Below are 22910 nucleotides of genomic sequence, written 5' to 3' on the forward strand. Positions count from 1 at the left end.
ACTCCTGATGACCGACAGATGACAGTCCCTGCCCCGTCTCTGCACCACACCCTGCAATACATCGGCCAAGTCCAGTCGCTACGGGCACTTGAGCATGGTCTACGCTAAGTCTGCGCTGAGCGACATCAAGGTTTTAAAAACGACATCGACATGAAACTGTCATCCATCGCGTCTAGATTGGCTCAGGTATTGCTCTGACCTAGACCAACAACACCGTAGAAAACACCGCCGCGTTGAAAACGCCCAAAGGAGCTTCGGATGAAACAGCTTTTCCTGGCATCACTGTTAGGCTCGACCATTGCCATGTGCACCGCCGCCATGGCCGCTGATACCGATCTAAAAACCTTGGAAGCCGCCGCGAAAGCGGAAGGTGCCGTCAACAGCGTCGGCATGCCCGATGACTGGGCCAACTGGAAAGGCACCTGGGAAGACCTGGCCAAGACCTACGGCCTCAAGCACATCGACACCGACATGAGCTCGGCCCAGGAAATCGCCAAGTTCAAGGCCGAAAAAGACAACGCCAGCGCCGACATCGGCGACGTAGGCGCCGCCTTCGGCCCGATCGCGGTGAAGCAGGAAGTCACCCAGCCGTACAAGCCGTCCAACTGGGCTTCGGTGCCGGATTGGGCGAAAGACAAGGACGGTCACTGGGCCCTGGCCTACACCGGCACCATCGCGTTCATCGTCAACAAGAAGCTGCTGCACGGTTCCGAAGTCCCAACCAGTTGGGCTGACCTGCAAACCGGCAAATACAAAGTCTCGGTGGGTGACGTGAGCACTGCGGCCCAGGCCTCCAACGCCGTACTCGCCGCCGCCATCGCCAATAAAGGCGATGAAAAGAACATTGCCCCCGGCCTGCAATTCTTCACCAAGATCGCCCAGCAAGGTCGCCTCGGCCTGTCCAACCCGACCATCGCCACCATGGAAAAAGGCGAAGTCGAAGTGGGTATCGTCTGGGACTTCAACGGCCTGAGCTACAAAGCCAAGATGGCCAACCCGGATGACTACGTGGTGCTGATCCCATCGGACGGCTCGGTGAAATCCGGCTACACCACCATCATCAACAAATACGCCAAGCACCCGAACGCCGCCAAGCTGACCCGCGAATACATCTTCAGCGACGCCGGCCAACTCAACCTGGCGCGTGGCAACGCACGTCCGATCCGTGCCGAAACCGACCTGAAACTGCCGGCTGATATCGCCAAGAACCTGATCCCGGGCGAGCAGTACACCAAGGCCAACCCGCAGCCGATCAAGGATGCCGATGCCTGGGAAGCGACTTCCAAGAAGCTGCCGCAACTGTGGAACGAGCAGGTCATCGTAGAGATGAAGTAAGGGTTTATCCCACATTGGAGCTCCAGTGGAGATCCAATGTGGGAGGGGGCTTGCCCCCGATGACGGTGGATCAGCTAACAAATTCGTTGAATGACACACCGCTATCGGGGGCAAGCCCCCTCCCTCATTTTTGACCCCGTTCCTCCAGAGGAATTGAGCCAAGTCAATCATTGCGGAGCGTCGCCCCCCATGAAACACCCCGTCATCCTTGTCGTGCTCGACGGCCTTAACTTCGAGGTTGCAAGGCACGCCATGGGGCACTTGCAGGCCTATGTCGGCGCAGGACGCGCAGCCCTCTACAAGCTGGAATGTGAACTGCCCGCCCTGTCCCGCCCGCTGTACGAATGCATCCTCACCGGCGTGCCACCGATCCACAGCGGCATCGTCCACAACCAAGTCTCGCGCCTGTCCAACCAGCGCAGCATTTTCCATTACGCTACCGACGCCGGCCTTACCACTGCAGCGGCGGCTTACCATTGGGTCAGCGAGTTGTATAACCGCACGCCCTTTCTCGCCGCCCGGGATCGTCATACCGACGACAAGGCGCTGGCGATCCAGCACGGGCATTTCTACTGGAATGACCACTACCCGGACTCCCACCTGTTCGCTGACGCCGACAGCCTGAGGCTCAAGCACACGCCGGACTTCATGGTGGTGCACCCGATGAACATCGACGACGCCGGCCACAAGCACGGCCTCGACACGCCGCAGTACCGCAACAGCGCACGCTCGGCCGACATCATCCTGGCCGACTACCTGCAAGCCTGGCTGGATGCGGGTTACCAGGTGCTGGTGACCGCCGACCACGGCATGAACAACGACCGCTCCCACAACGGCCTGCTGCCGGAAGAACGGGAAGTGCCGCTGTTCGTCCTCGGCGATGCCTTCAGCCTGGACACCCACGCCGCACCGAAACAGACCGAGCTGTGCGGCACCGTCTGCGAACTGCTGGGCGTACCCCACGACAAACCTGTGTGCCGGGAGTTACTGAAGTGAATTCAATATCCCGCGGCAAATGGCTGGCCCTCCTGTGCCTGGTGCCTTTCGCACTGTTCTTTATCGTGTTCGAAATCGCCCCGCTGGTCTGGGTGCTGATCAATAGCCTACAGACCGAAGACACCGGCTGGGGGCTGGACAACTTCACGCGCATCTTCAGTTCGAAGTTCTACCTGCAGGCCATCCAGTTCAGCCTGGAGATCAGCTTCTACTCGAGCATCTTCGGCATCATCATTGCCACGCTGGGCAGTTACTCCCTGCGCCGGGTGGATTCGCCGCTGCGCAACTTCGTCACTGCCTTCGCCAACATGACCAGCAACTTTGCCGGCGTGCCCCTGGCCTTTGCGTTCATCATCCTGCTGGGGTTCAACGGCAGCATCACCATCATGCTCAAGCAAGCCGGGATCATTCAGGACTTCAACCTGTACTCCAAGACCGGCCTAATCATCCTCTACACCTACTTCCAGATCCCCCTCGGCGTGCTGCTGCTCTACCCTGCCTTTGACGCCCTGCGCGAAGACTGGCGCGAGTCCGCTGCGTTACTGGGCGCCAATGGCTGGCAGTTCTGGCGGCATATCGGCCTGCCGGTGCTCACGCCAGCGCTGCTGGGCACGTTCGTGATCCTGCTGGCCAATGCCCTGGGTGCCTATGCGACGGTCTACGCCCTGACCACCGGTAACTTCAACGTGCTGCCGATTCGTATCGCCGGCCTGGTGTCGGGGGATGTGTCCCTCGATCCAAACATGGCCAGCGCCCTGGCCGTGGTGCTGGTGGCGCTGATGACCGTGGTCACCGTGGTCCATCAACTGCTGCTCAAGAGGAGCTACCATGTCTCGCGCTGAAGCCGGCCCGGCCTCCCTCTACCACCGCGTGGTGGTGTACCTGTTGTTCGCGATCCTGGTGCTGCCGCTGATTGGCACCTTCGTCTACTCCATTGCCAGCAGTTGGTCAGCAACCATTCTGCCGGCGGGCTTCACGGTGAAGTGGTATGTGCAGCTGTGGAGCGACCCACGCTTCCTGATGGCCTTCGGGCAATCCTTGCTGGTGTGCGTGGGTGCGTTGATCCTGTCGGTGGTGTTGATTCTGCCGCTGTTGTTCGTGGTGCATTACCACTTTCCCAGGCTCGACGCCTTGATGAACATCCTGATCCTGCTGCCCTTCGCGGTACCGCCGGTGGTGTCGTCGGTGGGCCTTCTGCAACTGTACGGCTCCGGGCCGTTGGCGATGGTGGGCACGCCGTGGATCCTGATCGGCTGCTACTTCACCGTGGCGCTGCCGTTCATGTACCGGGCGATCACCAACAACCTGCAAGCCATCAACCTGCGCGACCTGATGGACGCCTCGCAACTGCTTGGCGCCAGCACCTGGCAGGCCGCGCTCTTCGTGGTGCTGCCCAACCTGCGCAAAGGCCTGATGGTGGCGCTGCTGCTGTCGTTCTCGTTCCTGTTCGGTGAGTTCGTGTTCGCCAATATCCTCGTGGGCACCCGTTACGAAACCCTGCAGGTGTACCTGAACAACATGCGCAACAGCAGCGGCCACTTCACCAGCGCCGTCGTGATTTCCTATTTCTTCTTTGTGCTGGTGCTGACCTGGGCCGCCAATATCTTGAACAAGGACAAAAGCCAATGAGCTTCGTCAGCGTCCAACATCTGCAAAAAGGCTACGCCGGCACCCCGGTGTTCAGTGATATCAACTGCGAAATCGCCAAGGGCGAGTTCGTCACCCTGCTCGGCCCATCCGGTTGCGGCAAGTCCACCCTGCTGCGCTGCATCGCCGGCCTGACCGCGGTGGACAGTGGGAAAATCCTGCTGGACGGCCAGGACATCGTTCCGCTGAGCCCACAGAAACGCAACATCGGCATGGTGTTCCAGAGCTACGCGCTGTTCCCCAACATGACCGTGGAACAAAACGTCGCCTTCGGCCTGCGCATGCAAAAAGTCAACGCCGATGACAGCCACAAGCGCGTGCAGGAAGTGCTGCAACTGGTGGAACTCAAGGACCTGGCCGGCCGCTACCCGCACCAGATGTCCGGCGGCCAGTGCCAGCGGGTGGCCCTGGCCCGCTCCCTGGTCACCCGCCCGCGCCTGTTGCTGCTGGATGAGCCGCTGTCGGCGCTGGATGCACGGATTCGCAAGCACCTGCGCGAACAGATCCGCCAGATCCAGCGCGAACTGGGGTTGACCACGATCTTCGTGACCCATGACCAGGAAGAAGCCCTGACCATGTCGGACCGGATCTTCCTGATGAACCAGGGCAAGATCGTGCAAAGCGGCGATGCCGAGACCCTCTACACCGCACCGGTGGATGTATTCGCCGCCGGTTTTATCGGCAACTACAACCTGCTGGACGCCGACAAGGCCAGCCAACTGCTGCAACGCCCGATCAGCGGGCGCATCGCGATTCGCCCGGAGGCCATCGAGCTGAGCCGCAACGGCGAACTCGACGCGCTGGTGCGCAGCCACAGCTTGCTGGGCAACGTGATTCGCTACCGCATCGAAGCCCGTGGCGTGGAATTGGTGGTGGACGTGCTCAACCGCTCGGCAGACGATCTGCACCCGGACGGCCAGCGCCTGGCACTTTCCATCGACCCCAGTGCGCTATGTGAAGTAGCCTGAGCCGCAGTGAATCTTGAGAGAGCGTAACGGATGGCATTGGTAATTTTTGATTTGGACGACACCCTGATCCACGGCGACTGCGCCACCCTCTGGAGCGAACAGATGGGGCGCCTGGGCTGGGTCGACCCGGCGTCGTTCATGGACAGGAACAACGAGCTGATGGACGCCTACAGCCGGGGCGAGCTGGCCATGGAAGACTTCATGGACTTCAGCCTGGAACCGATGATCGGCCGCACCCCGGAGGAAATCGAGCATTTGGTGGAGCCATGGGTCGAGGACGTGATTGAACCGCTGATCTACAGCGACGCCACCAAGACCATCGCCCGCCATCGGGCGAATGGCGACCGGATCCTGGTGATCTCCGCCTCGGGGACTCACCTGGTGAAACCGATTGCGGCGCGTATCGGCATTGATGAGGTGCTGGGGATTGAACTGGAAGTGAGTCATGGCGTGTACAGCGGCCGTACCGTCGGTGTACTGACCTACCGCGAAGGCAAGATCACGCGTTTGCTGGAATGGTTGGAGCAGGAAGGTGAGACGCTGGACGGCGCGTATTTCTATTCGGATTCGCGCAATGACTTGCCGTTGTTGCTGAAGGTGGAGCACCCGCAGGTGGTGAACCCGGATCCGGTATTGCGCGAGCATGCCGAGAAGGCCGGCTGGCCAATCCACCACTGGGTCTGACACCGCCTATCCCGACTTGAAATCCAATCAAATGTGGGAGCAAGCCCCCTCCCACATCGACCCTATTCCAATCCGGGATCAGGTCAGGCTTTCGTCAATCACCAACACCAGCTTCCCGGCGATCTGGTTAGTCGCCAGCTCCGCAAACGCCGCCTCGGCATCCTTGATCGGGAACGTCCTGGCCAATTGCGGGCTCAGGCGACCTTCGGCAAACAGCGGCCATACATGCTGGCTCAGGTCGCTGAACAGGTCGGCCTTGAACTGATCGTCACGGCTGCGCAGGGTCGAACCCAGCAGTTGCACACGCTTAGCCAGCACCTGGGCCAGGTCCAGTTGCGCCTCGCGGCCGCCCATCAAGCCGATCAACACCCAGCGACCGTCCAGCGCCAGCAGCTTGAGGTCCAGCGCGGCGTAGTTGCCGCCGACCGGATCGAGGATCACATCGAATGGCCCGAAATCCCGCAGCCCTTCGATACCGTCAGTGCGTACTACGCCGCCCTGGGCGCCCAGGTCTTCACAGTAGGCCAGGCGCTGCGCCGAGCCGACGCTGACCCAGCATGGGCTGCCAAATGCCTTGCACAGCTGGATGGCCGCCGAGCCCACGCCACTGGCGCCGGCGTGCAGCAACACTTTCTCACCGGGCTTGAGGCCCGCCAGCTGGAACAGATTGAGCCACGCGGTGCTGTACACCTCCGGCAGCGCCGCCGCTTCGACCAGCGACAGACCTTCCGGCACCGGCAGCACATGACGTGCATCCACCACCACTTCTTCGGCCATGCCGCCACCGGCCAGCAGTGCACAGACGCGATCGCCCACCTGCCAGGACGAACCCGGGCCCACTTCATTGATCACCCCGGAACACTCAAGGCCCAGTACGGCACTGGCGCCAGGCGGTGGCGGATAGAGCCCCGCACGCTGCAATAAATCGGCGCGATTAAGGCCCGCAGCCGCCACGCGAATGCGAACTTGGCCTACATCACATGTAGGACTGGGTTCGTCCAACCACTCCACATGACCTTCAACGCCTTGCAATGCTTTCACAGTGCCTCCATAGTGAGTCTGGACTGAGCCCGTAGCAGTAGCGTCGGGCTTTTTGCATTATGCGACCGGCCCCTATGGAACCGGCAACTTCAAAGACGGCCTAATATGCGTTATCAATTGCCCCCGCGTCGAATCAGCATGAAGCATCTGTTCCCCAGCACCGCCCTCGCTCTTTTCATTGGTATCGGCTTCGCGTCGATGTCGACCAATACGCTCGCAGCCAACAGCTGGGACAACCTTCAGCCGGACCGCGATGAGGTGATTGCCAGCCTTAACGTCGTCGAGTTGCTCAAGCGTCATCACTACAGCAAGCCGCCGCTGGACGACGCCCGCTCGGTGATCATCTACGACAGCTACCTCAAGCTGCTGGATCCGTCGCGCAGCTACTTCCTGGCCAGCGATATCGCTGAGTTCGACAAGTGGAAGACGCAGTTCGACGACTTCCTCAAGAGCGGCGACCTGCAGCCTGGCTTCACCATCTACAAGCGCTACCTGGACCGCGTGAAAGCGCGTCTGGACTTCGCCCTGGGTGAGTTGGACAAGGGTGTCGACAAGCTCGACTTCACCCAGAAGGAAACCCTTCTGGTGGACCGCAAGGACGCGCCTTGGCTGACCAGCACCGCCGCCCTCGACGACCTGTGGCGCAAACGCGTCAAGGACGAAGTGCTGCGCCTGAAGATCGCCGGCAAAGAGCCCAAGGCTATCCAGGAGCTGTTGACCAAGCGCTACAAGAATCAACTGGCGCGTCTGGACCAGACCCGCGCAGAAGACATCTTCCAGGCCTACATCAACACCTTCGCGATGTCCTACGATCCGCACACCAATTATCTGTCGCCAGATAACGCGGAAAACTTCGATATCAACATGAGTCTGTCCCTGGAAGGCATCGGTGCCGTCCTGCAAAGCGACAATGACCAGGTGAAGATCGTGCGTCTGGTGCCGGCCGGTCCGGCAGACAAGACCAAGCAGGTGGCGCCTGCCGACAAGATCATCGGTGTGGCCCAGGCCGACAAAGAGATGGTCGATGTGGTCGGCTGGCGCCTGGACGAAGTGGTCAAGCTGATCCGCGGGCCGAAAGGCAGCGTGGTGCGCCTGGAAGTGATTCCGCACACCAATGCACCGAACGACCAGACCAGCAAGATCGTGTCCATCACCCGTGAAGCGGTGAAGCTCGAAGACCAGGCCGTGCAGAAGAAAGTCCTCAACCTCAAGCAGGATGGCAAGGACTACAAGCTGGGCGTGATTGAAATCCCGGCCTTCTACCTGGACTTCAAGGCCTTCCGTGCCGGCGATCCGGACTACAAGTCCACCACCCGCGACGTGAAGAAAATCCTTACCGAACTGCAAAAGGAAAAAGTCGACGGCGTGGTCATCGACCTGCGCAACAACGGCGGCGGTTCCCTGCAGGAAGCCACCGAGCTGACCAGCCTGTTTATCGACAAGGGCCCGACCGTGTTGGTACGCAACGCTGACGGCCGTGTCGACGTGCTCGAAGACGAGAACCCGGGTGCCTTCTACAAAGGCCCGATGGCGTTGCTGGTCAACCGTCTGTCGGCTTCGGCTTCGGAGATTTTCGCCGGCGCCATGCAGGACTACCACCGCGCGTTGATCATCGGCGGCCAGACCTTCGGCAAAGGCACCGTGCAGACCATCCAGCCGCTGAACCATGGCGAGCTCAAGCTGACGCTGGCCAAGTTCTACCGGGTATCCGGGCAGAGCACCCAGCATCAGGGCGTACTGCCGGACATCGATTTCCCGTCGATCATCGACACCAAGGAAATCGGCGAAAGCGCCCTGCCGGAAGCCATGCCATGGGACACCATCCGTCCTGCGATCAAGCCGGCCTCGGACCCGTTCAAACCGTTCCTCGCGCAGTTGAAGGCTGACCACGATACCCGCTCCGCCAAGGATGCCGAGTTTGTGTTCATCCGCGACAAGCTGGCCCTGGCCAAGAAGTTGATGGAAGAAAAAACCGTCAGCCTCAATGAAGTGGACCGTCGTGCACAGCACTCCGACATCGAAAACAAGCAACTTGCCTTGGAAAACATCCGCCGCAAGGCCAAGGGTGAAGAACCCCTCAAGGAGCTGAAGAAAGAAGACGAGGATGCGCTGCCGACCGAAGCGGATAAAACCAAGCCGGAAGACGACGCTTACCTGGCCGAGAGCGGCCGGATCCTGCTGGACTACCTGAAAATCACCAAACAGGTGGCCAAGCAGTAAATGATGGCTATTTAATGTGATCGCTCCTTGGAGTGTCATCATATAGACATCATTCTGTCGTGAAATGAAGGACCGTCGGCGTAACGCCCGCGGTCCTTTTTTTTCGATCGAGATCGCCATGACTATGACCGAACAGCTGAGTGCATTGGGCTCTATCCTGGCTCAAGGCAGTTTGCACAGCCTGTTCCAACCCATTATCTGTCTGTCGGAACGGCGCATCCTTGGCTACGAAGCCCTCAGCCGCGGCCCGTCGAACAGCCCGCTGCACTCCCCCATCGCGCTGTTCTCGGTGGCGCGCCATGCGGGACGACTCAGCGAACTGGAAATGGCCTGCCGCGAAAGCGCCTGCCGCCGCTTCAGCGAGCAAAAGCTGCCGGGCAAGCTGTTCCTGAATGTCTCGCCGGAATCCTTGATGGAGACCGCTCATCAACCGGGCCGCACCCTGCAATTGCTGCGCGACTTCGGCATCCCGCCAAGCCAGGTGGTGATCGAACTCACCGAGCAGACCCCCACCGACGATTTCGACCTGCTGCAAACCGCCCTGCACCATTACCGCAACATGGGCTTTTCGATTGCTTTGGATGACTTGGGTGCCGGCTATTCCAGCCTGCGCTTGTGGTCGGAGCTGCGCCCGGATTACGTGAAGATCGACCGGCATTTTATCGACGGTATCCATCAGGATGCGCTCAAGCGTGAGTTTGTCGGCTCTATCCTGCAGATCGCCAGGGCCTCACGGGCCCAGGTGATCGCCGAGGGCATCGAATTGCCGGAAGAGCTGGCGGTATTGACCGAGATGGGCGTCGACCTGGTCCAGGGTTACCTGCTCTGCCGTCCACAGGAGCAGCCGCCCCAGGAAGCGCGCCAGATGCTGCCCAAGCCCGACCAGGCCAACGTGGCCCTCAGCGAAGAAGCCGGCGACCTCAGCGCCTTGCTCAACGAGCAACCGGCGGTCGATCAGGACACCGCCACCGCCCAGGTGTTGGAGGCATTCCGCCGCCAGGCCAACCTTAACTCCCTGGCGGTGCTGGATGGACGCGGCCACCCGGTGGGGATCGTGCACCGGCATTCGTTGTCGGATGCGCTGCTCAAGCCGTTTGCCACCGACCTGTTTGCACGCAAGCCCATCAGCAGGCTGATGAGTACGGATTTTCTGGCGGTGGAGTTGAGCCAGTCGCTGCAACAGGTCAGCCGCCTGCTGACCAGCCGCGCCCGGCAACGTATCGAAGAAGATTTCATCATCACCCTCAATGGCGACTACCTCGGCCTGGGCCGGGTAATCGATGTACTCAAGCTGATCACCGAACTGAAAATTCAGCAGGCACGCTATGCCAACCCGCTGACCCTGCTGCCCGGCAACGTGCCGATCCAGCAGTGCCTGACGCGGCTGTTGCAGCAACAGCGGGAGTCGGTGATCTGCTACGTGGATATCGACAGCTTCAAGCCGTTCAACGACATCTACGGCTACGGGCGTGGGGATGAGGTGTTGCTGTGCCTGGCGCAGTGCCTGAACGACCGGGTCGACCCCAGCCGCGACTTTGTCGGGCATATCGGTGGCGATGACTTTCTGCTGGTATTGGGGCCACAGGATTGGCGCAAGCGGCTCAACCAGCTGCTGGACGATTTCCATACCCAGTGCCGGCGCTTCTACCGCGCCGAGCACCTCGACGCCGGCTGCTTCGTGGCACTGAACCGCCAGGGCGTACGCCAGGAGTTTGCGTTGCTGTCACTGTCGATCGGGGTGGTGCATTTGTATCCACAGGCCTGTGGACAACTCGATGCCAGCCAGTTGGCAGAGTTGGCCTCACAGGCCAAGCACCATGCCAAGGACATGGCCGGCTACAGCATCCATGTGATCGACAGCATGGACATCCTGGCCCAGGCGCTTTAAGCCTCGGCAGACTCCGGATACTCGTATTCGAACACCCGCACCACTTCCGAGGCATGCCAGGAGGCGGCGGCCACGCCATCGGACGGCCCGCTGAAACGCCCCAGGCGCTCCACACATTCAAAGAACCCGGTACGCGGCAGGCGACTGGCGCCCTGGCTGATCACCAGGGAGCTGCGCAACGGTTGCTCGGCCTTGGCGTCCAGCGCCGCCAGGTGCTCCAGGGCAGCGGCCAGGGTTTGCATCGCCGGCGTCGGAAATTGCAGGCGCTCCAACAGTGCCCGGTAGGTCAGCAGATGGCGCTGGCGGCGCGCCTGATCCAGTTCGTTAAGTAACCCATCCCAATGTTGACGACTGATACGTAGGCTCAAGATTCATCCCTCCAACCTGCAACGCCTAATTCCCAGGCCAGGCTGCGGCGGATTGCGGCATCCGGCTGACGTTCACCACTTTCGATCAATCCTAGATACGAGGGGCTGATGCCCACGGTGCGGGCCAACGCTTCAATCGCCAGGCCCTTGGCTTCACGCAAGCCGCGCAGGTCTGCGAGCGGGCGCAAAACCTGGTCAGGTGCGGCTTGGGCAGTAGGAGAAGGCGTCGGTGAAGGCTGTTGCTGACCGGAGGCTTTTAGCAGCGCCTGGTACTGATCCCATGGCAACACCGCATACTCGGGTTCGCCATTGCGTGAAATTATCTGAATATCCATGACCGCCCCGTAGGATAACTGCACTTACTGAGTAAGCTCTTTCCTTAGGAGTGTAATCCTAACAGCCACAAAGGTCGCAGGGGGATAGCCACGTCATCCGTTTTTTTGCGGGTTTTCCCTGGCCAGCAAGGCTGGGGTCGCAGGCAAACGCTCAACCACCGCGAGTTTTTCCGGGCGCTGTGCGTCACGCCAGGCGCGAAACGCGCTCAGTTCGCCTTCCAGGGTCTTCATGACCCACGCCAGTACAGCGATGTCGTCGAGCATGCCGAACATGGGGATAAAGTCCGGGATCGCATCAATCGGGCTGAGGAAATACATCAACCCCGCCACCACAGAGATCAGCGCCTTTGGGCTGATGGCCCGGTACTCGCCACGCCAGTAGGCCAGGCACAGGGATTGAAGCAGTTTGAGATCATCCTTGAGCTTGCCCAGGCGGTTGCCCTGGCTGGAGCCTTTGGCGGCGACAGCAAACAGCAGGGTCGGCAAACGTCCACGGCCCAGCAAGCGCGCAGCCATGGGCAGGAAACGGGTGAAATTGAAGGGTGGTTTCATCTGTCACTCCAGTTCCATCAAACAGAAAGGTTATCCACACAAATTGTGGATAACCTTGTGAACAGAGCCTGTTTTACCGGCTGAAAGCCACGGTCTACAAGGCTTCCAGTCAGATCGGGCGTTTTTTGCGCACATCAAAAAAACCCAAGAATTCATTGACTTGGCGCAGATGTGCCGATACCCGTACTCGAGTCTTACATCAGACTGTTACCGCGTACGGGCGTTCGATCGGATGTCTACAGGCACTGATTTTGAAAACCCCGGAAACAACAACGCCCCGTCAAGACGGGGCGTTGTTTGTTCAAGCGCCGATTACTTCTTGGCGGCAGGTGCAGCCGGGGCTTCAGCCTTGGCTGGGTCCTTGATGGCCAGCAGTTCCAGGTCGAATACCAGCACCGAGTTGGCCGGGATTGCCGGGCTCGGGCTCTGGGCACCGTAGGCCAGGTCGGACGGGATGTACAACTCGACCTTCTCGCCAACGTGCATCAGTTGCAGGCCTTCGACCCAACCAGGAATCACGCCGCTGACCGGCAGGTCAATCGGGCTGCCGCGATCCACGGAGCTGTCAAAGGTGGTGCCGTTGGTGAGCTTGCCGGTGTAGTGAACAGTCACCACGTCAGTCGGCTTAGGCTGTGGGCCGTCGGCTTTCTTGGTGATCTTGTACTGCAGGCCGGAAGCCGTGGTGACTACGCCGTCTTTCTTGGCGTTGTCTTCGAGGAATTTCTTGCCGGCGGCTGCCGACTCTTCGCTCATTTTGGTCATGCGTTCTTCAGCACGCTTCTGCAGTGCGGCAAACGCTTCAACCAGTTCGTCGTCTTTGAGCTTCTGCTCTTTCTTGCCGACGGCATCTTCGATGCCCTGGGCTACCGCTTTGGAATCCAGGTCATCCATGCCTTCCTGAGCAAGGCTTTTGCCCATGTTCAGGCCGATGCCGTAGGAAGCTTTCTGCGCCGGGGTTTTCAGCTCTACGCTGGTCTGCGAATCACAACCCGCAAGTACCAGGCTAACCAGGGCCACCGCCGCCGCCAACCGATGCTGTTTCATGCTATTTCCTTGTTCATGCGCCAAAAGGGCATTCGAATAAAGTCGCGAGCTTATCAGGCGGCCACGACCAATGGCTACCGGCATGTGAGCAGGAAACTTCCGATAAGTTCACGTGTTTAAAAGCATTTTCATTCATTATGGGAGCCCGCGACGGATCGCGGGACCGCCTCTCATCTGACTCATGGCCACTTGCCGCACCCGTGGCGTAGTGGCATAACAACGCGACCACTCGACAAGGCCGAGACAAGGATAGCCATCTTGCGCATTTTTTCCCGTGTTTTACTGCTGATACTCATCGCGCTGGGCCTGATCGTGGCCGTGGTGCTGTACTACACCGTCAACCCCAGGCTGCCCGACTACGTGCCGGTGGAACAGGTGCACTACCAGGACCAATGGAGCGCCGCCGACCGCCAGACCTATTACTTCACGCCCCAGGGCACCCAAGTAAAAGGCCTGCACTACAACTGGTTCACCGCCCTGGAACTGCCGTTCTCCGAGCGGCGTTTTGCCACGCCGGAGTACCTGGCGCGCTTCGGTTTCCTGGTGGACCCCAAGCAGGTACCCACCACGCAAAACCCCGGCAACCTGCCCGTGGGCTTCGCCCGGCACAAAAACGCCGACAGCAACGTCGAGTACCTGGATATTACCTGTGCCGCCTGCCATACCGGCGAATTGCACTTCAAGGGCCAGGCCCTGCGTATCGACGGCGGCTCGGCCCAACACGTACTGCCCTCCAGCGTACCCACCTTGCGCGGTGGCAGTTTCGGCCAGGCCCTGGTCGCCAGCCTCGCCGCCACCTACTACAACCCCTGGAAATTCGAGCGGTTTGCCCGCCAGGTGCTGGGGGATCGCTACGATGCCGAGCACAGCCAGTTGCGCGAAGACTTCAAACAGTCGCTGAACCAGTTCCTCAAGGTCGCCTGGAACGACACCCACCGCGGCCTCTACCCCACCGAAGAAGGCCCGGGCCGCACCGACGCCTTTGGCCGAATCGCCAATGCCAGCTTTGGCGATGCCATTTCGCCAGACAACTACCGCGTCGCCAATGCGCCGGTGGACTACCCGCAGCTGTGGGACATCTGGACCTTCGACTGGGTGCAATGGAACGGCTCGGCCCAGCAACCCATGGCGCGTAATATCGGTGAAGCCCTCGGTGTAGGCGCGACGTTGAGCTTTTTCGACGCCGCCGGCCAACCGCTTCAGGGCGATGCGCGCTACCCGTCGAGTGTCAGGGTGCGTGACCTCAACCGGATCGAAGAAACCCTGCAACGCCTCAAACCACCGACCTGGCCCGAGGACTTGTTCGGCCCCGTCGACAAGCCCCTCGCCGCCCAGGGCCGTGCGCTGTTCGCCGAGAACTGCGCCGGCTGCCATGTGCCGGCCGTCACCGAGGAACATGGCCGCCCGGTGCAGCAGCTGAAAATGCTGCCGGTGGCGTACATCGGCACCGACCCCGGTACCGCCAGCAACATTGCCGACCAGCGCTATGACCTCAGCGCCCTGCAGTGGGACCCGGCGGAGCTGGCCAAGCTCAATGTCGAACTCCACCCCACCCCCACCGAGCCGCTGGACCTGAAGAAAATGTCCGTGGCCAAGGGCCTGGCCTACGTCACGGCCTTCGTCGAAGACCACGCCTACCGCGCTGCCGGCGTCACCCCGGCCGAGCGCCCGCGCCTGGATGGCTACGGCCTGCCCATTGGCGTGCGCGAGTTGCGTGCCTACAAGGCCCGCCCGCTGGCCGGTGTATGGGCGACCCCGCCGTTCCTGCACAACGGCTCGGTGCCGACGATCTACCAGTTGCTCTCGCCCCAGGACGAGCGCAGCACCACCTTCTATAAAGGCACCTTCAACTACGACCCGCGTCACCTGGGCTTTGAGACCGCAGCGTTCAAGAATGCCTTCCTGTTCGATACCAAACTCACCGGCAACCACAACAGCGGCCACGAATTCCGTGCCGGCAAGCGTGGCAATGGCGTTATCGGCCGCAGCTTGCTGCCGCAGGAACGCTGGGCACTGCTGGAATACCTCAAAGTACTGGGCGGCCCGCTGGAGCAACAACTGCCATGATGATCCGATCTCGATACGACCAACCTTCCCTCCTCGCCCGCCTGTGGCTGGGCATTGGCCGGTTTCTCGGCAAGACCCTGCTGTGGCTGGTGGGCCTGGGCCTGCTCGGCTGGCTGGCGAGCACGGCGTGGTTTGCCTGGCAGCACAGCGGGCCGGTGTCGCCGGACGAGCAGATCCCTGCGGGTGAAGCAGCAATGACGCAAGGCATTATCCAGACCGCCGTGCGCATCGTTGACCAGCATCGCGAAGGCACGCGCTACCTGCGCGATGCCCACGCCAAGGCCCATGGTTGCGTGAAAGCCGAAGTCAGTGTGCTGGCCGATCTCGACCCGGCGTTGCGCCAGGGTGTATTTGCCGAACCAGGCAAGACCTGGCAGGCCATGATGCGGTTGTCCAACGGCAACGCCTACCCGCAGTTCGACAGCATCCGCGATGCCCGGGGCATGGCGCTCAAGCTGTTGGATGTGCCGGGCAAACAATTGCTCGCCGACCAGCAGGCCCGCACGGAACAGGACTTCGTGATGTTCAGCCACCCGAATTTCTTTGTCAGCGATGTAGCGGAGTACGCGCAGAACATCGGCGCCCAGGCGGATGGCAAGAAAGTCCTGGCGTTCTTCCCCAAGGCCGACCCGCGCAGCTGGCAGGTGCGTCACCTGTTTATTGCTCTGGCAACCCTGGCACCCGCACCGGCCAGCCCGACGCAGACCACCTATTTTTCGGTATCGCCCTACAAGTTCGGCGCGGCCAATGCCAAGTTCCGCGTCGCGCCCGACCCACAGGGCTGCCCGGAATACGCCCTGCCCAAGCAGAACCAGGACCTGCCGAACTTCCTGCGCAGCGCCTTAAGCCAGCAGCTGTCCACCGACCGCGTGCCGGCATGTTTCGTGTTGCAGATCCAGCGGCAGAACCCGCAGAAGTTCATGCCGATCGAAGACACCAGCATCGAGTGGAAGGAGAGCGATGCGCCCTACGAGAGCGTGGCCAGGGTGCGGATCCCGGCTCAGGACTTCGATACGCCCGAGCAGAACCTGGCGTGTGACAACCAGTCGTTCAACCCATGGTTTGGCATAGCCGAGCATCGGCCCATCGGTGGCATCAATCGCTTGCGCAAGGCGGTGTACGAAGCCGTCAGCGATTACCGCCACAGCCGCAACGCCCCGTAAAGAGTGCGTAACAATGGCCCCGGTGCCGTAAGGATCGCGTCGGGTCTATTGAGCCGTTTTCGCCGTGCCTCTACCGTGACTACCTACCCCATCACGTAGGAAGTCCACCGTGGAAAGCGCAACCCTCGGCATGATCGTACTCACCCTGATCGCCGTATTCGGCACCGCCTCGTTTTGCTTCGAGCACCTTGCTACCCGCCAGTCGCGCAAGAAAAAAGCCAAGTAGCCGTCACGGTTTACTGTCGGGCACGGGCTCGTTGATCACCAGTTCCTCGGGAATGTCATCCACCCGCGGGTCGAGTACCGCGGCCATGGCGCCCATCGGATGCTCGGGCATGGCCACATGGTGCAACGGCGCCCCTTCGACGCGGTATTCGCCAGTGACCTGTTTGGGCTGCACGCGCCAGACCAGCAATAGTGCGCAGGCCGAGAACAGCATGTAAAACGCGCCATGCCCGTAGGTGGTCATCAGCGTACCGCTGAGCAGCGGCCCAAGGCTGGCACCAATGCCGTGGGTGGCGAGCATCATGGCGCTCAACGGTACACGCCGGGGTTGCTCGACGTTGTCATTGGCCAGCGCCACCGCCAGCGGGTAGAGCGTGAACAGCAACAGACCGCTGAGAAAGCCGAACACCAGCAACAGGGCATACGGCAACTGCACCAGCCCCCACAGGGGAATCACCACCATCCCCAGGGCCAGGGCGCAGGCCCGAATCAGCCGGGAGCGGTCGATACGGTCTGACAACCAACCGATCGGCCACTGGCCACACAGACCGGCAAATATCGATACCGCAACAAAGGTACCGGCCTGGGCGGTGCTCAGGTCGTTGCGGGTGGCGAATACCGGCGCCAACGCATAAAACGCGCCGATCATCAGCCCGGTGACAAAAACCGTGGTCAGCGCCTGGGGCACGCGGCGCCAGAAAAAACCCACTTCCAGGGGGGCCGCCACGAGCTTCGCCGGGTGCAGTCGCTGGGTCATGGTCACTGGCAGCAGGCAAGCGGCAAAGCAGATCGCCACGATCACCAGCGGCTTGAAATCCAGCTCCGGGAGCCCTATCAATATGCCCTGCCCCAGCATCAAGCCCAGGGAAACCGACACCATGTAGCCGGCGAATACCGCGCCGCGCTGGTTGTTTTCAGCCTGCTCGTTCAGCCAGCTTTCGATGACCATGTACTGGTTCATCATCACCACGCCCATCACGAATCGCAGCACCAGCCAGAACGTCAGTTGCTCGAACAGCACATGCAGCAACACGATGATGGTGGCGACGCCGGCACAGGCCACATACGAACGCACATGCCCGATGCCTGCGATCATGCGATGTCCGAACTTGGCCCCACAGACCATTCCCCCGTAGTACGCGGCCGTCAGCGCACCGATCCACACCTCGTTGATGCCCTGGCTGCTCAGGCTCAGGCCGATAAAACTGAAAAACAGCCCATTGCCGGTGAGCATCAGGATAGTGGCGCTATACAGCGCGGGGAAGGTCAGGAAGGTCAGGTTCATGGCGACTCGGAGGGCGTGTTCAAGTGGCTGGCGTGGGCCTGCAACCATTGGCGGAAACTGCGTGCCGCCAAAGGCGGATTACGATGATGAGGTTGCATCAGGTGCAGGCGACCGCGACTGTGCATGGTGTGGGGCAAGGCCATTTGCAATCGACCCGACGCCAACTCGCCCGCGAGCAAACTCTTCCAGCCCAGGGCCACGCCGTGGCCCATGACCGCCGATTGCATCAACAACTGATAGCTGTTGGTGCGCAACGCATGGCGCGGGGTGTAGTAGTGGGCACCAACATCTGCAAACCAATCGGTCCAGGTCAGCCAGTCATGGTAGTGGTCCTCGACGATCAGCAAGGTGTGAGCGTGCAGCAGGTGTTGAACATCGTGAATCGGACCATGGCGCTCTATGTAGCCAGGGCTGCATACGGTGATGACCTGCTCACTGTCGAACACCGGTGACAATTCCAGGCCATGGGGCGCGGCCAGTTCGTCAAGGTGATAGAACAGGCCCAGATCATATTCACTGACATCCAAGTGGCTGGGGCTTTCGCTGCACAGAATGCGGATATCCAGGTCCGGGTGCTCGCGCTGGAACTCCGGCAGCAAGCCGGCGAGCCAGATGGAGCTGATGGTAGGCGTGCTGGCCAGGGTCAGTTGACGATCGGCACCGCGCCGACGCAACTCGGCGGACTCGCGGTCCAGCTCGCGCAGCAAGCGCTGGATGGTGCGAAAGAAACGCACCCCGGCGGGTGTCAGGCTCAGCCCCTGGGCCAGTCGGTAGAACAGTGGGCGCGCCAGGTCTTCTTCCAGCCGCTTGACCTGGCGACTGACCGCACTCTGGGTCAGGTTCAGTTCATGAGCGGCCTGGGTAAAGCTCAAATGGCGGGCTGCCGCTTCAAAGGCTTGCAGGCAATTGAGCGGGGGAAGATCGACGTTTCGGCGCGACATGGGCAGTTCCAATGGCAGAAACGGGCCCAGGTTTCCCCACGCCCGCAGAGATCATGTTGGCAGGTATCCTGCCAGTTGCTCAGTCACAGCGCGACCCTGGCCACACGCTTGCTCCATTGACGACGGTGTTCAAGCTGGCCATTTTCCCAGGCCGTTTGCTCCGCCTCTACATAGAACCACTCGGCATCGGCATGCACGCTCAGGCGGCTTTCCACCTCCACCTCCCATGCGTCGCGGCCCACGCGGTAATGCCACTGGATATCAGCACTCGTCGACAACGGATTCCAAGGCAACGTGCGGTATTGCTCGGTGCAACGCTGGTCCACCCATAGGCCATGGTCGATAAACCGCATGGCGCCCAGGTCATCTTCGATCTTCACGCACACCTCGCCACTGCCCACATCTTCGATCAACGTCCGTTTCGGCGCAGCGGCGCGCAGGACTTCCAGGGCAGCCGGCGTCGCCGATTGGGGCGCATCGAACGGACACTCCACTGCCTCGCCGATAAAAACCGGTAACTGCAAACTGTGCAGGCTCGGCAGCAAGGTCAGGGTGGTCAGCTCACGGCTGGGCCATAACAACGGGAAACTCGCGGTGCTCAACGCCAGGCGTAAACGGTAGCCAGCGGGCAGGCGCATACCGACATGGTCAAGGTTCAGGTGCACGTCCATCGGTTCACCCGGGACTACAGGAGTGACGTGGGAAAAGTCCTCGCGAAGATTGAGATTAAGCACCCCGTAACTGACCTGCGTGACCTGCCCGTCCGGCGCCACGGCGTTCAAGCGCGCCACCAGTTGCCCGCAGGCGGTGTCGCTGGCGAGACGCAACTTCAAGCGTGCATCACCCAGCAGCGCCAGGGGCTCGGTCAGGGGCTGGGAGTCGAAACACAGCGCGTGGGCGTCATCGCGGCGCTGATCCGTGGGCCCATCGGGACCAAACCAGATGGCACAGTACTCGCCCTGATGCAGGCCGGTGGTCAGCGGCGAGCACACACTGCGAGCAACGGCCAAGGCCTGGTGGCCGGGGTTGAGGCCGCGCTCGTCAAGACTGAAATCGGTCCATTGCACCTGCGGGTCAGGCCAGCCCGATGTCTGCACCCAGGTACCTGGGCGCTCGGCATAACTGCCTTTGGGCGGCAGAATATCCTGTAGGTAAAAGGTGCAGGCAGCGTCATCCATCACCCCATTTTCGATGCCCTTCAACCAGTGGTCCCACCAGCGCTTGGCCTCTTGCAGGAAGCCGATCGCGGGATTGGGCACGGCGAAATGCGGGTATTTGTGAATCCACGGGCCGATCATGGCCTTTTTCGGTCCTGGCAAATGCTCCATCAGACGCGAGACGGTGTTGCGGTAGGCATCACCCCAGCCACCCACCGCGTAGACCGCCGCCTTGATCTGCGAATAGTCCTCGCACACTGAGCCGTGACGCCAGTAATCATCACGGGTCTGGTGCTTCAACCAGGTCTCGGCAAGCAGCGGCATCGCCTCCAGGCGTTGAAGCCAGAGGGTTTTCCAATCATCACCCACCAGCAGAGGGTCGGGCACTGCGGCACTGAAGTTGAGCATGGTCGCGGCCCAACCGAAGTTCTCCATCAGCAGGTTGCCGCCCTTGTAGTGGATGTCGTCGGCGAAACGATCATCGGTGGAGCACAACGTGATGATCGCCTTCAACGCCTCGGGCTGGCGTGCCGCAACTTGCAGGCCGTTGAATCCGCCCCAGGAGATGCCCATCATGCCGACATGCCCGTCGCACCAGGGTTGCCGGCATAGCCAGTCGATCACTTCAAGGGCGTCGTCCTGTTCCTGCACCAGGTATTCGTCAGCCATCAGTCCCTGGGACTCACCATTGCCACGCATGTCCACACGCACACACACATAGCCCTGCCCTGCCATCCAAGGGTGGGTCAGCGCGTCACGTACGGCGGTGCCATCACGCTTACGGTAGGGCAGGTACTCCAGGATCGCCGGAAAGGTTTGCAGGCCCGCGGTCTCCGGCAGCCAGATACGTGCCGCCAGTTGGGTGCCGTCTCTCAACGGGATGAGACAGTGCTCGATTTCACGGACCTTGTAGGCAAATTCGGTAACGATTTCCATCGGTAGCTCCAAACATTTATTGCGAACAAACGCCCCCCACGCGCCCGCCTGGGAGCGCGTGGGGAGACACACAGGTTTTAGCTTCTAGCGGGCAAATTCCGCGACGGGGCTGGCGCCACTCAGGTTGGGCTGAGTCACGGACTGTAGGTTTTTCACATCGAGTAATGTCGGATTTTTCAGCCAGAAGATCAGCGAAGTACTGGCCAGCAGCACCAGGATCATCCCCGGCAGCCCGCCGAGGTTGGAAAGCATCTTCACCCCATCGATGCCAATGAACGACACCATCACCCACGACACTGTGCCGATGATCACGCCCCAGGCGATTTTCAACGCGGGGTTGCCATCCAGGTCGGAATCGGCCGTCACGCCTTTGCTGCACAGGTTGGCGATCACGTCGGTGCTGGAGTCCGCCGCCGTGACAAAGGAGATGAACGCCACGAACAGCAAGAACGCGATCATCAGAGCACTGGCCGGCAGTTGCTGGAACATCTGGTACAGCACGTGCTCCACGCCCTGCTCGTTGAGCACGCGGTTAAGGCTGCCATCGCCGAGCGCATCGAAATACAGGCTCGTACCAGAGAAGATACAGATCCACACCGCTGTAAACAGCGCCGGGTAAAGCATGTTGATATGAATGAATTCGCGCACGGTGTAACCACGGCCGATCTTACCGAGGAACAGCGCACTCACCGGCGCCCAGGCAAACCACACCGACCAGTAGAACACTGTCCAACTCTGCGGCCAGGTGTCGCCACTGGCGGCGCCGGTGAACAGGCTGCGGCTGAAGAAAGTGTCAAGGTAAACACCCAAAGACTCGACACCCAGGCTGAACATGTAGAGAGTCGGCCCGCACAACAGCACGAACAACCCCAAGGCCAGCATGATCCAGGTGTTGAACGACGACAGCATCACAATGCCGCGCTGCAGGCCGCTCGCCGCCGAGACCACAAACGTGATGACGATAATCGCGATGATGATCCCCAGGCGGAACGGTGTGGTTTCGCCACCGATGTATTGGCTCAGGCCACCCGACAAGGTCAACGCGCCGGTGCCCAGGGACGATGCCATGCCAGCCACCAAGGCAAACATCGCCAGGGTGTCGATCAGCCCGGCATAGCGTTTGACCCGCGCCTCACCCAGCAACGGTTCGAGCATGGCGCCGATTGAGAAGTTGCTGCGCCGGTTATAGAACACCAGCGCGAATACCAGCGAGGGCACCAGGTAGATGGCGTAGGGGGTGATGGTCCAGTGCAGGAACATCGTAGACATGGCGAAGCTTTTCGCCGCACCGCTGCCCGCTTCGATCGGCAGGCTGGTGGGGGGCCCATACACGTGGTACAGCGGCTCGGCGGTGGTCCAGAACAACACACCCACCGCCAGCGTGGTACACAGCGCCACCATGAACCAGCGCCATTTGCTCAGTAACGGCTGAGCGTCTTCGCCACCGATACGCACCCTGCCCAGGGGCGACAGATAGACAATCGCTGTCAACACCACCATGGCAAACGAGCCGGCACTGAACAGCCATGAAAAGTTGTTAAGGATGATGCTGTTGAGTTGCTTGCTGACCGCGAGGAAAGCATTCAGGTCGATGTAGCTGGCGATCACCGCCGCCAGCAGAATCAGGAACGTTGGCCAGAACACCAACGGACGCAATGGATATTTCATACAGTGCCATTCCCCTTGCAGACTATTTTTATCGCCCTGACAGGCCATTGTTAGAGAGCGGGCACCGCAGCGTCCTGCTGCCGGTAGCTCGCCTGGAAGTCTTCGCGTGGTGATAGATAACCGTTTAAGCGGCCGGGGGCGCAATCGACCAATGTGCATGGGGGTATTCCCCCACGTCATGACGCACCAGCACAGTTCGGGAGGAGCAGGCCATGCACAACGGCAAGGCGCAGGATGATCAAATCGCAGGCAAAAAAAAGCCCGCTCATTGAGCGGGCTTTCTGTGGTGACCTGGCGTTCAGTGGGCCAGGTGACCGAATATGGCGCAGCGGACGGGACTCGAACCCGCGACCCCCGGCGTGACAGGCCGGTATTCTAACCGACTGAACT

General features: G+C 60.9%; 19 protein-coding genes. 10 read left to right on the top strand and 9 right to left on the bottom strand.

From position 1 onward, the window contains the following. Positions 1-258: 258 nt before the first annotated feature. The 6 genes from AC07OP_RS30640 (at position 259) to AC07OP_RS30665 (ending at position 5630) form a co-directional block, all read left to right on the top strand. On the top strand, positions 259-1335 hold the full coding sequence (locus tag AC07OP_RS30640) for an ABC transporter substrate-binding protein (protein WP_027607118.1): 1077 nt from the start codon (positions 259-261) through the stop codon (positions 1333-1335). Between the two features lie 189 nt (positions 1336-1524). Next, on the top strand, positions 1525-2331 hold the full coding sequence (locus AC07OP_RS30645; RefSeq protein ID WP_495103202.1) for an alkaline phosphatase family protein: 807 nt from the start codon (positions 1525-1527) through the stop codon (positions 2329-2331). Then, entirely contained in the window at positions 2328-3173 is an 846-nt protein-coding gene (locus tag AC07OP_RS30650) for an ABC transporter permease (RefSeq protein WP_115488147.1), read from the top strand. The genes AC07OP_RS30645 and AC07OP_RS30650 overlap by 4 nt, the downstream gene beginning before the upstream one ends. Beyond that, positions 3160-3960: an ABC transporter permease gene (locus AC07OP_RS30655; protein ID WP_065939888.1), complete on the top strand. Its 801-nt coding sequence runs from the start codon at positions 3160-3162 to the stop codon at positions 3958-3960. Before AC07OP_RS30650 ends, AC07OP_RS30655 begins: the two co-directional genes overlap by 14 nt. Further along, positions 3957-4946, top strand: coding sequence for an ABC transporter ATP-binding protein (locus AC07OP_RS30660; protein WP_092490276.1), 990 nt, complete (start codon positions 3957-3959; stop codon positions 4944-4946). The genes AC07OP_RS30655 and AC07OP_RS30660 overlap by 4 nt, the downstream gene beginning before the upstream one ends. Positions 4947-4976: 30 nt before the next feature. Beyond that, entirely contained in the window at positions 4977-5630 is a 654-nt protein-coding gene (locus tag AC07OP_RS30665) for an HAD family hydrolase (protein WP_495103203.1), read from the top strand. A gap of 78 nt (positions 5631-5708) precedes the next feature. On the opposite strand, the gene AC07OP_RS30670 is transcribed toward AC07OP_RS30665, so the two are convergent. After that, the gene (locus AC07OP_RS30670; protein WP_495103204.1) at positions 5709-6671 is read right to left on the bottom strand and encodes a zinc-binding dehydrogenase; all 963 of its coding nucleotides are present in this window, start codon (positions 6669-6671) and stop codon (positions 5709-5711) included. Between the two features lie 138 nt (positions 6672-6809). Between AC07OP_RS30670 and AC07OP_RS30675 the strand changes: the two genes are divergently transcribed. Both AC07OP_RS30675 and AC07OP_RS30680 read left to right on the top strand, forming a co-directional pair. Then, positions 6810-8891: a carboxy terminal-processing peptidase gene (locus AC07OP_RS30675; RefSeq protein WP_169898467.1), complete on the top strand. Its 2082-nt coding sequence runs from the start codon at positions 6810-6812 to the stop codon at positions 8889-8891. Between the two features lie 118 nt (positions 8892-9009). Further along, on the top strand, positions 9010-10779 hold the full coding sequence (locus AC07OP_RS30680) for a bifunctional diguanylate cyclase/phosphodiesterase (RefSeq protein WP_065939992.1): 1770 nt from the start codon (positions 9010-9012) through the stop codon (positions 10777-10779). Here AC07OP_RS30680 and AC07OP_RS30685 read toward each other — a convergent pair. The 4 genes from AC07OP_RS30685 to bamJ all read right to left on the bottom strand — a co-directional run bounded on the left by AC07OP_RS30685 (position 10776) and on the right by bamJ (position 13078). Next, a complete protein-coding gene (locus tag AC07OP_RS30685; RefSeq protein ID WP_005786715.1) occupies positions 10776-11147 on the bottom strand; it encodes a hypothetical protein in 372 nt (123 codons plus the stop codon). The two genes, AC07OP_RS30680 and AC07OP_RS30685, sit on opposite strands and share 4 nt — an antisense overlap. Further along, complete coding sequence (locus AC07OP_RS30690; protein WP_495103205.1) at positions 11144-11482, bottom strand: helix-turn-helix domain-containing protein; 339 nt, start codon at positions 11480-11482, stop codon at positions 11144-11146. Before AC07OP_RS30690 ends, AC07OP_RS30685 begins: the two co-directional genes overlap by 4 nt. Positions 11483-11575: 93 nt before the next feature. After that, positions 11576-12034, bottom strand: coding sequence for a YkvA family protein (locus AC07OP_RS30695; protein ID WP_495103206.1), 459 nt, complete (start codon positions 12032-12034; stop codon positions 11576-11578). Positions 12035-12346: 312 nt separating this feature from the next. Continuing rightward, the gene (bamJ, locus tag AC07OP_RS30700) at positions 12347-13078 is read right to left on the bottom strand and encodes a BamJ family beta-barrel-assembly machinery protein (RefSeq protein WP_012723274.1); all 732 of its coding nucleotides are present in this window, start codon (positions 13076-13078) and stop codon (positions 12347-12349) included. A gap of 258 nt (positions 13079-13336) precedes the next feature. Between bamJ and AC07OP_RS30705 the strand changes: the two genes are divergently transcribed. Together AC07OP_RS30705 and AC07OP_RS30710 are read left to right on the top strand one after the other, a co-directional pair. Then, the gene (locus AC07OP_RS30705) at positions 13337-15145 is read left to right on the top strand and encodes a di-heme-cytochrome C peroxidase (RefSeq protein WP_495103207.1); all 1809 of its coding nucleotides are present in this window, start codon (positions 13337-13339) and stop codon (positions 15143-15145) included. Continuing rightward, the gene (locus tag AC07OP_RS30710) at positions 15142-16308 is read left to right on the top strand and encodes a catalase family protein (RefSeq protein WP_495103208.1); all 1167 of its coding nucleotides are present in this window, start codon (positions 15142-15144) and stop codon (positions 16306-16308) included. The genes AC07OP_RS30705 and AC07OP_RS30710 overlap by 4 nt, the downstream gene beginning before the upstream one ends. A gap of 229 nt (positions 16309-16537) precedes the next feature. Here AC07OP_RS30710 and AC07OP_RS30715 read toward each other — a convergent pair whose 3' ends face one another. The 4 genes from AC07OP_RS30715 to AC07OP_RS30730 all read right to left on the bottom strand — a co-directional run bounded on the left by AC07OP_RS30715 (position 16538) and on the right by AC07OP_RS30730 (position 22520). Continuing rightward, positions 16538-17818, bottom strand: a complete 1281-nt coding sequence (locus AC07OP_RS30715; protein ID WP_495103209.1) for an MFS transporter — start codon at positions 17816-17818, stop codon at positions 16538-16540. Continuing rightward, positions 17815-18759 (bottom strand): LysR substrate-binding domain-containing protein, encoded by a 945-nt coding sequence (locus AC07OP_RS30720; RefSeq protein ID WP_115488141.1) that lies wholly within the window; start codon positions 18757-18759, stop codon positions 17815-17817. The genes AC07OP_RS30715 and AC07OP_RS30720 overlap by 4 nt, the downstream gene beginning before the upstream one ends. Positions 18760-18842: 83 nt before the next feature. Continuing rightward, the gene (locus AC07OP_RS30725; RefSeq protein WP_495103210.1) at positions 18843-20852 is read right to left on the bottom strand and encodes a CocE/NonD family hydrolase; all 2010 of its coding nucleotides are present in this window, start codon (positions 20850-20852) and stop codon (positions 18843-18845) included. Between the two features lie 84 nt (positions 20853-20936). Further along, positions 20937-22520, bottom strand: coding sequence for a BCCT family transporter (locus AC07OP_RS30730; protein ID WP_495103211.1), 1584 nt, complete (start codon positions 22518-22520; stop codon positions 20937-20939). Positions 22521-22910 lie beyond the last annotated feature (390 nt).

Source organism: Pseudomonas sp. GW821-FHT09D08 (genome assembly GCF_059416305.1).